The 11,600-nt window shown below is 67.1% G+C and carries 12 protein-coding genes; 3 read left to right on the plus strand and 9 right to left on the minus strand.

Going from position 1 to position 11,600, the window contains the following annotated elements; all coding sequences use genetic code 11:
• Window positions 1-13 precede the first annotated feature (13 nt).
• Window positions 14-451 carry a PaaI family thioesterase gene (locus tag FVQ98_RS03980; RefSeq protein ID WP_147912123.1) on the minus strand — a complete coding sequence of 146 codons (438 nt, stop codon included), beginning with the start codon at window positions 449-451 and terminating at the stop codon, window positions 14-16.
• A gap of 52 nt (window positions 452-503) precedes the next feature.
• Window positions 504-926, minus strand: coding sequence for a MerR family transcriptional regulator (locus tag FVQ98_RS03985; RefSeq protein WP_147912124.1), 423 nt, complete (start codon window positions 924-926; stop codon window positions 504-506).
• 113 nt (window positions 927-1,039) lie between these two features.
• On the opposite strand from FVQ98_RS03985, the gene FVQ98_RS03990 reads away from it, so the two are divergent.
• The 3 genes from FVQ98_RS03990 (at window position 1,040) to FVQ98_RS04000 (ending at window position 4,270) form a co-directional block, all read left to right on the plus strand.
• Window positions 1,040-2,122, plus strand: a complete 1,083-nt coding sequence (locus FVQ98_RS03990) for an MBL fold metallo-hydrolase (protein WP_147912125.1) — start codon at window positions 1,040-1,042, stop codon at window positions 2,120-2,122.
• A gap of 36 nt (window positions 2,123-2,158) precedes the next feature.
• A complete protein-coding gene (locus tag FVQ98_RS03995) occupies window positions 2,159-3,430 on the plus strand; it encodes a leucine-rich repeat-containing protein kinase family protein (RefSeq protein ID WP_147912126.1) in 1,272 nt (423 codons plus the stop codon).
• Between the two features lie 66 nt (window positions 3,431-3,496).
• Complete coding sequence (locus FVQ98_RS04000; RefSeq protein WP_147912127.1) at window positions 3,497-4,270, plus strand: SDR family oxidoreductase; 774 nt, start codon at window positions 3,497-3,499, stop codon at window positions 4,268-4,270.
• Between the two features lie 27 nt (window positions 4,271-4,297).
• On the opposite strand, the gene FVQ98_RS04005 is transcribed toward FVQ98_RS04000, so the two are convergent.
• The 7 genes from FVQ98_RS04005 to FVQ98_RS04035 form a co-directional block, all read right to left on the minus strand.
• On the minus strand, window positions 4,298-5,263 hold the full coding sequence (locus tag FVQ98_RS04005; protein ID WP_255507615.1) for a M48 family metallopeptidase: 966 nt from the start codon (window positions 5,261-5,263) through the stop codon (window positions 4,298-4,300).
• A gap of 19 nt (window positions 5,264-5,282) precedes the next feature.
• Entirely contained in the window at window positions 5,283-6,056 is a 774-nt protein-coding gene (locus tag FVQ98_RS04010) for a lysophospholipid acyltransferase family protein (RefSeq protein WP_147912128.1), read from the minus strand.
• 59 nt (window positions 6,057-6,115) lie between these two features.
• A complete protein-coding gene (gmhB, locus tag FVQ98_RS04015; protein WP_147912129.1) occupies window positions 6,116-6,733 on the minus strand; it encodes a D-glycero-beta-D-manno-heptose 1,7-bisphosphate 7-phosphatase in 618 nt (205 codons plus the stop codon).
• 7 nt (window positions 6,734-6,740) lie between these two features.
• Window positions 6,741-7,403, minus strand: coding sequence for a hypothetical protein (locus FVQ98_RS04020; protein ID WP_147912130.1), 663 nt, complete (start codon window positions 7,401-7,403; stop codon window positions 6,741-6,743).
• Window positions 7,400-9,532, minus strand: coding sequence for a glycine--tRNA ligase subunit beta (gene glyS, locus FVQ98_RS04025; RefSeq protein ID WP_147912177.1), 2,133 nt, complete (start codon window positions 9,530-9,532; stop codon window positions 7,400-7,402). Before glyS ends, FVQ98_RS04020 begins: the two co-directional genes overlap by 4 nt.
• 78 nt (window positions 9,533-9,610) lie before the next feature.
• Complete coding sequence (glyQ, locus tag FVQ98_RS04030) at window positions 9,611-10,540, minus strand: glycine--tRNA ligase subunit alpha (RefSeq protein WP_147912131.1); 930 nt, start codon at window positions 10,538-10,540, stop codon at window positions 9,611-9,613.
• Between the two features lie 237 nt (window positions 10,541-10,777).
• Window positions 10,778-11,464, minus strand: a complete 687-nt coding sequence (locus FVQ98_RS04035) for a hypothetical protein (protein WP_147912132.1) — start codon at window positions 11,462-11,464, stop codon at window positions 10,778-10,780.
• Window positions 11,465-11,600: the final 136 nt, after the last annotated feature.

The following is an 11,600-nucleotide window of genomic DNA, read 5'->3' on the forward strand; positions in this document are numbered from 1 at the left end:
GGTAGTTGGGTGGTCAGTAGGTTTTGGGCACGGGCACCAGGGTCTGCTGCATCAGCGCGCAAGGGGACGCTTTGCCCGCTGCGTCGACGTGGTCGACCTCGGCCGTGGTGATGATCAGGCGCTTTCCCGGGCGCACCACGCGCCCCACGGCGCGCAGCGTGCCACCCTGGAAGCTGGCCAGAAAGTTGATCTTGTATTCGACGGTGACGACTTCCATGCCTTCTGGCGCCACGGTCAGCCCAGCGTAGCCGCCGGCCACATCGGCCAGCATGCCCATGGCACCGCCGTGAAAGCCGCCCTGCTGCTGCGTGACACGGTCAGCGTAGGGCAGCCAGATCTCAACCACACTGGGCGCAACCGAACGCAATTCGGCACCCAGTACCGTCAGCATGCCCTGACGAGCGAAGCTCTGGGCGATGCGGTCGTGCAGCGGATCGGTGGCGTGCGTCATGGGAAGGTGCGGGTGAAAGTTGGATTCTGATTGACGTTTACGTAAACGTCAATCAGTTTGACGCGGCGGCGCCGCGCTTGGCCGCCGCACGCTCCAGCCGCGCCAGCAGGGTGCGCGCTTCTTTCTCGTGTTCACTCACCTCGCTCAGCGTGGCTTCCAGCTCAGCCAACTGCGCTTCCAGCTGGGCGCGGTGGCCGGTCAGCACTTCCAGGAACTTGCGCAGCTGCGGCTGGGTGTCGCGCGGGCTGTCGTACATGTCGATCAGCTCGCGCGCCTCGGTCAGCGACAGCCCCAGTCGCTTGGCGCGCAGGGTGAGCTTGAGGCGCGTGCGGTCGCGGTTGGAGTACACGCGGCTGCGCCCGCCCGGGCCGCTGCGTTCGGGCTGCAGCAGCCCCATGTCTTCGTAGAAGCGCATGGCACGCGGAGTCAGGTCGAACTCGTGTGCCAGGTCGCTGATGCTGTAGGTGGTCGCCATGACGGGGGCTGGGTGTCTCCGAGGTTCTGTGCAACGCGGGCCACGCGTCCCTAGAATGTGCTTTCAAGTTGACGTGTACGTCAACTCTTTTATCCTACAACAGCCCACCGCCCATGTCCGTCTCCGCCGAACTCGAACGCGCCCTGCACTACCCTCTGGCCGACCAGTTGCCGCCGCCGGGCGAAACGATCGAGCTGGCGCCGGGCGTGCGCTGGGTGCGCATGGCACTGCCCTTCGCGCTGGACCACATCAACCTCTGGCTGCTGCGCGACAAGGTGGAAGGCCGCGAAGGCTGGACCATCGTCGACACCTGCATCGACCACCCGGCGTCGCGCGCGCTGTGGGAACAGGTGTTCGCCACCCAGCTGGAAGGCCTGCCGGTGTTGCGCGTCATCGTCACCCACATGCACCCCGACCACATCGGCCTGGCGCATTGGATCTGCGACCGCTGGACCACGCCCGAACACGAATGCCGCCTTTGGATCAGCGCCACCGATTACATGAACGCGCGCTACGCCAGTCAGGTGATCAACAGCTTTGGCGGCGAACGCCTGGCCGCGTACTTTCGCAGCCATGGCATGACCGACGAGGCCGATCTGGACCAGATCCTCAACCGCAAGAGCTATTACAAGAACCTGGTGCCCGCCGTGCCGCTGTCCTACGCGCGCCTGATGGACGGCCAGCTGGTGCGCATCGGTGGGCGCAGCTGGCGCTGCATTGCCGGTTACGGCCACGCGCCGGAGCACATGGCGCTGTATTGCGACGAGCTGGGCGTGCTGATCAGCGGCGACATGGTGCTGCCGCGCATCTCCACCAACGTCAGCGTGTATGAAATGGAGCCCGAAGGCGACGCCCTGTCGTTGTTCCTGAACTCGCTCGACCGTTACAAGGACCTGCCGGCCGACACGCTGGTGCTGCCGTCGCATGGCAAGCCGTTCAAGGGCATGCACACGCGCGTGCAGCAGCTGCAGGACCACCACCGCGAGCGTCTGGCCGAAGTCATGGAGGCCGCGCGCGACAAAGCGGTGTCCGCCTACGACGTGCTGCCCGTGCTGTTCAAGCGCCCGCTGGATCTGCACCAGACCACGTTTGCGCTGGGCGAGGCCGTGGCCCACCTGCACCGCCTGTGGCACAGCGGCCAGCTGGAGCGCACGCGCGACGCCAACGGCATCTGGCGTTTTGCGCCCGCCGCCTAAGTTCGTTTTTGACACCTCCCACGTTGACGCCGCCGCATGCGTGAGCTGCGCCTGAACGGCCAAGGCCTGCGCGCCCTGCCCGCTGCTGCCTACGAGCACGCGGACACGCTGGAACTGCTGGATCTGTCCGGCAACGCCTTCGACGCGCTGCCGGACGACCTGCACCGCTTTAGCCGCCTGCGCATCCTGTTCGCATCCAACAACCGCTTGACCGACCTGCCGGCCAGCCTAGGCGCCTGCCCGGCGCTGGAGATGATCGGCTTCAAGAGCAACGCCATCGCGCACGTGCCCGCCGATGCGCTGCCTGCGCGCCTGCGCTGGCTGATCCTGACCGACAACGCCCTTACGACCCTGCCGGCTTCGCTGGGTGAGCGCCCGCGTCTGCAAAAGCTGATGCTCGCCGGCAACCGGCTGAGCACCCTGCCCGACGCGCTGCGCGGCGCACCCGCGCTGGAGCTGCTGCGCATCGCCGCCAACTGTTTCGAGCAGTTGCCCGCCTGGCTCTCCGCGCTGCCGCGTTTGAAGTGGCTGGCCTGGGCCGGCAACCCGATGACGGCGACACTGGAAGCCGAGGCTCTCGCCACCGCGCACGCGTGCGCTGTGCCCGCCGCCGCGCTGACGCCGGGCGCGCGCCTGGGCGAAGGCGCTTCGGGCGTGATCGACGCGGCGACCTGGTCGCATGACGGCGCCAAGCTGCCCGTCGCCGTCAAGCGCTTCAAGGGCACCGTCACCAGCGATGGCTGGCCCGACAGCGAAATGGCCGCCTGCCTGGCCGCGGGCGTGCACGACGCGCTGGTGCCGGTGCACGGCCCATTGGCAGACGCAGCCGAGGGCGCGCACGCGCTGGTCCTCGGCCGGTTGCCCGACGGCGTCCGTGCTCTGGCCGCGCCGCCCAGTTTTGACAGCTGCACGCGCGACGTTTACGCCGCCGACACGCATTTCAGCGCCTCCATCGTGCGCCACTTCGCGCGCCAGGTCGCGGGCGCCATGGCCCAGCTGCACGCGCGCGGCCTGGTGCACGGTGACCTGTACGCACACAACCTGCTGCGCGCGGGCGAGCGCGTCTGGCTCAGCGACTTTGGCGCGGCCGCCTTTCTGCCACCGTCTCAGCCGGCGCTGCACGCGGGCCTGCGCGCGCTCGACGTGCGGGCGTTTGGCGTACTGCTAGGCGAGTGGCTGGCGCGCGTGCCGGCGGACGGTGCGCAAGCGCTGGATGCACTGTGGGCCCTGCAGACACGCTGCCAGGAGGCGACGGCGGACAGTGGCCCCGGCTTTGACGCCATCACCGATTTGCTATCAACACCGTAGCTGCCCGCGCAGATGGGTGTAGCGCTAGAAGGTTATTTTGCTCATATCTCGATCAGGAGACTTCGCATGAACGTGCAGGACATGTTTTCGCTCGCAGGGCGCACGGCGCTCATCACCGGCGGCTCGCGCGGCATTGGCCGCATGATCGCCGAAGGCTTTTTGCGCGCCGGTGCGCGCGTCTACATCTCGGCGCGCAAGGCCGATGCCTGCCACGACGCGGCGCGCGCGCTGTCGGCCTTCGGGCCCTGCACGGCGCTGCCAGCGGACGTGTCCACGCTCGAAGGCATACAGCAACTCGCGGCCGACTACCGCGCGCACGAGCAGTCGCTGGACATTCTGGTCAACAACGCCGGTGCCGCCTGGGGCGCGCCGTACGCCGACTTCCCCGAAAGCGGGTGGAACAAGGTGGTCGACCTGAACATGAAGACGCCGTTCTTCCTGACGCGCGAATTGACGCCGCTGCTCAAGGCCGCAGCAACCGACCACCTGGCCAAGGTGATCCACATCGCGTCGATCGACGGCGTGTCAAACAACCCACAGGAAACGTACTCGTACCAGGCCAGCAAGGCCGGCCTGATCCACCTGACGCGGCGCATGGCCCTACAGCTGGCACCAGAGCGCATCGCCGTCAGCGCCATTGCCCCCGGTGCTTTCGCATCCAACATGAACAAGGACGCGCGCGACCACGCTGATGAAGTCGCCGCCCGCATCCCAGCCGGCCGCATCGGCACACCCGAAGACATAGCCGGCGCCGCCATCTACCTGGCGTCGCGCGCCGGTGATTACGTGGTGGGCAGCACCTTGATCGTGGACGGCGGCGTCACTTGGGCGCGCGGCTGAGCCCCCACAGGACCGTGGCCGCGCCGTTCACCAGCGCGGCACCAGCTCGCCCTTGAGCTGCTCGCGCCGTTCGGCGTAGTCCGGCAGGATGTCTTCGACGTGCTGCCAGAAGCGCGGGCTGTGGTTCATCTCGCGCAGGTGGGCGAGTTCGTGCACGACCACGTAGTCGATCACCGGCTGGCGGAAGTGGATCAGGCGCCAGTTCAGGCGGATCGAGCCGTCCGCGCTGGCGCTCCCCCAGCGCGTGTCGGCGGATGACAGGCTGAGCTTTTGCCAGCGCACGCCCAGCTGCGGCGCGAAATGGTCCAGCCTTTCGGTGAACAGCCGGCGCGCCTGGCGCATCAGCCAGGCCTGCGCGGTGTCGCGCAGCTGCTCGGCGCTGGCGGTCTGGGGCAGGCCGATGTGCAGCGCCATGGTCGGCACGCCCGGCAAGGCAGCGTCGCCCGGCACCAGCACGGCGCCGCCGCGACCATGGCGCTGGCGCGGGTCGATCACCAGCACCACGGGCTCACCCAGGAAAGGAATCTCGGCCCCTTCGCGCCATTCAATGCGGGCCGCTTCCAGGCGCGCGTGCCGCTCGCGCGCCTCACGCAGCTTGGTGACGATCCAGCGTTCTTTCTCGCGCAGCGCCGCGTCGACCTCGCCCAGCGGGGTCCAGCGCGGTGCACTGACGGTGAGGCCGTCCGCACCGACCTGAAAGCCGATGGTGCGGCGCTTGCCGCGCTTGAACTCGTAGGCGACATGCGCATGCGAGAAACGGATCGTCCGGTTGGCGCGGGGGTGTTCGAACTGCGCGGGAAGCAGCGCGTCATTCAGGTCAATCGCTGGGCCATCCGCTATCTTTAGCGTAGCTGCCTGCGCTGAAGATTCCGGCTGCCCGGATGCATTGGACACAGCAGCCGTCTCACGCTCCGGCGACACCGGCAGCATCGGCGCCACGGGCGCGCGCGCATCCGCCGCGTCGGCGAAGAGGTCCAGCAACAGTTGCAGCATGGGCGGTCCGTCGCGTGCCCTACTCCGCGGCGTCTTTCACAAACAGCTTGGCTTCGCCTTCGGGATAGGCCTCAGGGTCCAGGCGGACCATCTCCGCCTCGATCCAGGCTTCGGCCTCGCGCATGAGCTCGGTCGGCCTGCGGCCCTGGCTCGGGATGGCAGGACCGATCGAAATGTCGACGATGCCCGGGGTCTTGACGAAGGCCTTGCGCGGCCAGCACTTGGCCGAGGTGACGGCGACCGGGATCACCGGCGCGCCGGTTTCAATCGCCAAGCGCGCGCCACCGCTCTGGTAGCGGCCCTTGTAGCCGCGCGGAATGCGCGTTCCCTCCGGGAACATGATCACCCACACGCCCTTGGCCAGCAGGCGCTCGCCCTGCTGCACGACCTTGTTGAAGGCTTCAGTGCGACGGCTGCGGTCGATGTGAATCATGTCCAGCCGGCCCATGGCCCAGCCGAAGAACGGGATGTAGAGCAGCTCTTTCTTGAACACGAAGGCCAGGGGATGCGGGCTGATCGCGACCATGGCGAAGGTTTCCCAGGTGGACTGGTGCTTGACGAGCAGCACGGCCGGGTCGAGTTCGCCCTTGGGCAGGTTGTCAAAGCCGGTCACGCGGTTGCGGATGCCGAGAATCCAGCGGCCTGAATCCACCGCGTGCGTCAGCCAGCCGGCGCACAGCTTGTAGACCGTCTTCTGGCTGGCGAAGGGCGCGACGATGACCACGAGCAGCGCCCACGGAATGACCGTGATGATCATCCACAGCATGTGCAGGACGGAGCGAATGAAATTCATAGAAAAAATGGGCCCAAGGCAGTCTGGATCTGCGCAATCAGCTATTGATTAATGAGCATTCAAAGCATCGACGCAACACCCGCCACCGCTTGGCCGGGGGTGCCGGCAGCCATCAGTGCGGCCGCGGCCTCGTGCGCCGCAATGAAATGGGTGGCGAACTCGGCCAGGTCGGCGTGCACGCGGGTCGTTGTCGGGTAACCGGGTGGCAGCGCCTCGCCCGCAGCTGGCGCATGTCGGCCCGTCAGCACCAGGTGCGGCACACAGCCCGCTGCCTGCGCGGCAAGCACGTCGTTCAGGCTGTTGCCCACGGCATGCACCTGCTTCAGGTCGACCTTGTAGCGCTCACCGATCTTGTGAAACAGCCCCGGCGCCGGCTTGCGGCATTCGCAGGCGTCGTCCGGAGCGTGTGGGCAGAAGAACACGGCTTCGATGCGCGCACCGATGGCCGCCAGTTGCTTGGCCATCTTGGTGTGAATGGCGTTGAGCGCCGCCATGTCGAACAGCCCGCGGCCCAGCCCGGGCATGTTCGCCGCGATGACGACGTGAAAGCCCGCGTGGTTCAGCCGCGCGATGGCGTCCAGGGCGCCGGGCAGCGGCTCCCATTCGTCGGGCGTCTGGATGTAGCCCTCGCGCTCGACGCAAACGGTGCCGTCGCGGTCAACGATGACCAGTTTCATGCGCCGATTATCCGTTGCTGGCCGCGGGCGGTGTCGCTGACGCTGGCAAGGCGGGCAGCGCCAGCGGCGCGACCGAGCCCCAGCGGCCCCACCAGCGTCCGCGCTCGGTTTGCAGGCGGACCGTGCTCTTCGGCGGGAAACGCGTGGCGGGCTGGCCCTCGGCCAAGAGGTGCACCGGCGCGGCTTCGCCGGGCAGCTGCAGGTAGACCTCGGCGCCGCCCACGCTGCGTTCGGTCGGCCGCACTTCGCGCACCAACAGCACTTCGCCCTGGCGCGCGGCCTCGGCCTGGCGGCCGCTGCGGTTGAGGTGCTGAACCATCAGTGCACCGGCGGCGATCAAGCACAACACCACCCAGGCGCCGACCACGCGCGGGCGCATGCGCGGCCAGCCGTGGTGGCGCACGCCACGGCGGATCCAGACCACGGCCGCGCCGATCACAACCAGCGCCGTCACGAGCGTCAGGACAAAGGGCCGCGCCGCAGCCCACATCGCCTCGCCCGGCGTGGTCACCAAGGTCGCCGCGTGCACGGCGTTCAGGCTGGCGGTGGCTTCGTCGGTCTGTGCCTGCAACGCGGCGCGCAGCAGCAGCACGGCGATTGGCGGCAGCAGCGCCCAGGCCAAGCCGCGCCAGTTCGGCCGGGGCGCGGCGTCGGCCCCGTCGTCCGTCATGCGGCCAGACGCGACAGGTCGGCCACGCGGTTCATGGCCTGGTGCAATTGCTGCAGCAGCGCCAGGCGATTGGCCTTGAGCGCGGCGTCGTCGGCGTTGACCATGACGCCGTCAAAGAAGGCGTCCACCGGGCCCTTCAGCGCCGCCAGCGCGCGCAGGCTGGCGGTGTAGTCGCCCTGCTCGAACGCGGCGTTGGCTTGCGGCGCGACGCTTTGCAGCGCGGCGTACAAGGCTTTCTCGGCGTCTTCCTTCAACAGCGCGGTATCGACGGCGCCGGACACCTCGCCCTCGGCCTTCTTGAGGATGTTGCCCACGCGCTTGTTGGCGGCGGCCAGCGCGGGCGCTTCAGGCAGTTGGGCAAACTGGCGCACCGCGTCCAGGCACTTGGGCAAGTCGCCCCACGCCGGCCCGGCGCTGGTCACGGCATCGACCTCCGCCGCGCTGTGGCCTAGGTCGCGCAGGTAACCCGACACGCGTTCGTACATGAACGGCAGCAGCTTGCCGTTGCTTTCCTCCGCGTTGGGCAAAAGCGCGCCAAAAGCCTTGGCGGCCGAAGCCACCACCTCAGGCAGTTGCAAGGGCAGCTTTTTCTCGACCAGCATGCGCGTCACCCCCAGCGCATGCCGCCGCAGCGCAAACGGGTCGCGGTCGCCGGTGGGCAGGTTGCCGATGCCGAACATGCCGACCAGCGTCTCCAGTTTGTCGGCCAGGGCCACCACCACGCCGACGTCGCCGCGAGGTAGCTCGTCGCCGGCGAAGCGCGGCTTGTAATGGTCTTCGATGGCGTCGGCCACGGATTCGGGCAGGCCGTCGTTGATCGCGTAGTAGCGGCCCATCGTGCCCTGCAGCTCAGGGAACTCGCCGACCATGTCGGTCACCAGGTCGGTTTTGGCGAGGTGCGCGGCCTGATCGACCTGCTGCTGTTGCTCCGCCGACATGCCCAATTGCGCGGCAATGGCTTTGGCGATGGCACGCACGCGCTCGACACGCTCACCCTGCGTGCCAAGCTTGTTGTGGTACACGACCTTGCCAAGCTGCTCGACCCGGCTTTCCAGCGACTTCTTGCGGTCCTGGTCGAAGAAGAACTTGGCGTCGGCCAAGCGCGGGCGCACCACCCGCTCGTTGCCTTCGATCACGGCGCTGGCGTCATCGGGGCGGATGTTGCTGACCACCAGGAACTGGTGGGTCAGCTTGCCTGCGCCGTCCAGCAGCGGGAAGTACTTCTGGTTGGCCTTCATGGTCAGGATCAGGCATTCCTGCGGCACCGCCAGAAACTCGGGCTCGAACTGGCAGACCAGCACGTTGGGGCGCTCGACCAGCGCCGTCACCTCATCCAGGAGCGCTTCGTCTTCGATAGCTGCCAGCGCTGTCCCCGCCTTGGCCGCAGCCGTTTTGAGCTGCGAAACGATATCGGCGCGGCGTTCGTCGAAGCTGGCGATGACGGCGCCCTTGTCGCTCAGCGTCTCGGCGTAGCGGTCGGCATCCACGAGGGTGATGGGGTCCATCTTGGCCTCGAACCGGTGGCCATGCGTGGCGCGGCCGGCCGTGAGACCCAGCGCGGTGACGGGCACCACACGGCTGCCGTGCAGGGCGACCAGGCCGTGCGCCGGGCGGACGAACTGCACGCTGCTCCAGCCAGGCAGCTCGCAGCCTTCTTCGAGCTGGTAGGTCATGACCTTGGGAATGGGCAGCTTGGTGATGGCCTCGTGCAGCGCCTTCTGCAGGCCCACTTCGAGCGTCACGCCGCTCACCACGCTGTCGTAGAACAGCGCTTCGGCCTTGCCGTCGGGCGCGCGTTTCAGCTGGGACACGGCGGACGCATCGGCGCCCAATGCGGCCAGTTTCTTAAGCAGCGCGGGCGTGGCGTTGCCGCTGGCATCCAGACCGACGGTGACCGGCATCAGCTTTTGCTGCACGGCCTTGTCGGCGGCCTTGTCGGCCACTTGCGTGATGTGCGCGGCCAGTCGGCGCGGGCTGGCGTAAGGCGTGACGACCGCGTCGGCCGAGGTCAGGCCCTGCGCGTGAAGCTGCTCGGCCAGTTGCTGGGCGAAGGCGTCGCCCAGCTTCTTGAGCGCCTTGGGCGGCAGCTCTTCCACAAAGAGTTCGACCAGGAGGTTCTGCGGGGTCATGTCAGGGGTGTCTTCCATCGGGGCGGCGCCGTCGGGCGCCGCATGGGGCAAGTTCAGGGCGGCAGGCGAAGGCGGCGCTCAGGCGGCCTTTTTGGCGCGCGGCTCGAGTTGATCGACCCACTCGCGCGGCGCCAGCGGGAAGCCCAGGCGCTCGCGGCTTTCGTAGTAGCTCTGCGCCACCGCGCGCGCGAGGTTGCGGATACGGCCGATGTAGGCGGCGCGCTCGGTCACGCTGATGGCGCCGCGCGCGTCCAGCAGGTTGAAGGTGTGCGCCGCTTTCAGCACCTGCTCGTACGCGGGCAGCGCGAGTTGCTGCTCGATCAGGTGCTTGGCCTGCTTTTCGTGCGCGGTGAAGGCGGTGAAGAGGAAGTCGGCGTCGGAGTGCTCGAAGTTGTACGCGGACTGCTCGACCTCGTTCTGGTGGAACACGTCGCCGTAGGTCAGCTTCCGGCCGTCACCGTCCACGGTCCACACCAGGTCGTACATGTTCTCCACGCCCTGCAGGTACATGGCCAGGCGCTCGAGGCCGTAGGTGATTTCGCCCGTGGCAGGCTTGCAGTCGATGCCGCCTACCTGCTGGAAATAGGTGAACTGCGTCACCTCCATGCCGTTCAGCCAGACCTCCCAGCCCAGGCCCCAGGCGCCCAGCGTGGGGTTCTCCCAGTCGTCTTCGACGAAGCGGATGTCGTTCTTCTTCAGATCGAACCCCAGCGCTTCGAGCGAGCCCAGGTACAGGTCAAGAATATTGGCCGGCGCGGGCTTCAGCACCACCTGGTACTGGTAGTAGTGCTGGCCCCGGTTGGGGTTTTCGCCGTAGCGGCCGTCTTTCGGGCGGCGGCTGGGTTGCACATAGGCCGCCTTCCACGGCTCAGGCCCGATGGCTCTCAGGAAAGTCGCTGTATGCGATGTGCCCGCGCCCACTTCCATGTCGTAGGGCTGCAAGAGCGCGCAGCCCTGGTCGGCCCAGTAGCTTTGAAGCTTGAGGATGATTTGTTGGAAGGTCAGCATGTCGGACGTCAGAGAACACTGGCAACTCAGGCCATAGACCGTTTCTGCCCAACAGAAAAGGCCGGAACTGGCCACGGATGGCCAACCCACCATTTTACCGACCGCGTCAGGCATGCTCCCCTGGCGATCAAGGCAACAACAGCCCTCGGGTCTGCTTGAGAATGCTCCCCCAGGAGCGGGGAAAAGAGCCAAGAAAAAGGCTGCCACGGCAGCCTTTTGTGAGGTCGCGTCAGCGCTTCACGCGCGGCGACGGCGCCGCAAAGCTGCTGCCAGCACCATCAAACTACCCAGTCCACCCAATGCCCACGGCGCATTGACGGGCACGGGCGCCGGCGGCACCACCGCGCGGCAATCGAATGTCAGGGTGACGTTGGCGGCGATACCAACAGGTCCTTCGGAGTTGTAGGCCACAAAGGTCAGGAAGTTGTTGGCATCCGGCGTCAAGGTTGCGGTCTGATTGGTGGCGCTGCCCGGCTGACCAACGAAACCCACCGGCGTCACCGGCAGCGCCGCACCAAGAGCGGCCGACTCCATGCGGTTGTCGGCCAGATAGGAATAAGTAACACGGAGGGAGGCCAGATCCACGTTGGGATCGCTTGCATCAATCTGACGCCGGAACGTGTAATTGCCATTGACCCCGCTCGCGCCATTGCCAATCCACGTGGCACCAGCCACCGTGTCCCACGCTGGATTGCCCGTCGCGGCAGCAGAGGACCATGCACCGCCAGGTGGCTGGATCTCCCAGACACCGCCAGCCGTGCTGAGGTCAGCCGTTACCCCCGTACTGGTCGGCGTGGGGCACGCCAGCGTCACAGGCGCTACTTGAGCCATCGCGATCGAATGGACCAGCGCCATGGCGGCGAGGACACCCGTACGGCGCCAAGCGCTCCAGCGCGAATGACAGATTGAAAACCGGTATGTCATGGGCAATTCCTCCTTGTGCTGAACCCCCAGGCACTCCCTTATGCCTGTTTAGGTTTGCCTCATTCCGGTAGAGGTATAGCGCAAAGGACGATCGCCCGCACCCCCCAAAATAAGGGGAAATGGGAGATGAATCCGA

The sequence above is a fragment of the Ottowia flava genome (genome assembly GCF_008017535.1).
GTDB classification, from domain to species: Bacteria; Pseudomonadota; Gammaproteobacteria; order Burkholderiales; family Burkholderiaceae_C; genus Ottowia; species Ottowia flava.

Coding starts and splice junctions, on each gene's coding strand:
- FVQ98_RS04010 (WP_147912128.1), bottom strand. CDS start 6,056: ATGAATTTCATTCGCTCCGTCCTGCACATGCTGTGGATGATCATCACG.
- glyS (WP_147912177.1), bottom strand. CDS start 9,532: ATGACCCCGCAGAACCTCCTGGTCGAACTCTTTGTGGAAGAGCTGCCG.
- FVQ98_RS04000 (WP_147912127.1), top strand. CDS start 3,497: ATGAACGTGCAGGACATGTTTTCGCTCGCAGGGCGCACGGCGCTCATC.
- FVQ98_RS04020 (WP_147912130.1), bottom strand. CDS start 7,403: ATGACGGACGACGGGGCCGACGCCGCGCCCCGGCCGAACTGGCGCGGC.
- glyQ (WP_147912131.1), bottom strand. CDS start 10,540: ATGCTGACCTTCCAACAAATCATCCTCAAGCTTCAAAGCTACTGGGCC.
- FVQ98_RS03995 (WP_147912126.1), top strand. CDS start 2,159: ATGCGTGAGCTGCGCCTGAACGGCCAAGGCCTGCGCGCCCTGCCCGCT.
- gmhB (WP_147912129.1), bottom strand. CDS start 6,733: ATGAAACTGGTCATCGTTGACCGCGACGGCACCGTTTGCGTCGAGCGC.
- FVQ98_RS03990 (WP_147912125.1), top strand. CDS start 1,040: ATGTCCGTCTCCGCCGAACTCGAACGCGCCCTGCACTACCCTCTGGCC.
- FVQ98_RS04035 (WP_147912132.1), bottom strand. CDS start 11,464: ATGACATACCGGTTTTCAATCTGTCATTCGCGCTGGAGCGCTTGGCGC.
- FVQ98_RS04005 (WP_255507615.1), bottom strand. CDS start 5,263: ATGCTGCAACTGTTGCTGGACCTCTTCGCCGACGCGGCGGATGCGCGC.
- FVQ98_RS03985 (WP_147912124.1), bottom strand. CDS start 926: ATGGCGACCACCTACAGCATCAGCGACCTGGCACACGAGTTCGACCTG.
- FVQ98_RS03980 (WP_147912123.1), bottom strand. CDS start 451: ATGACGCACGCCACCGATCCGCTGCACGACCGCATCGCCCAGAGCTTC.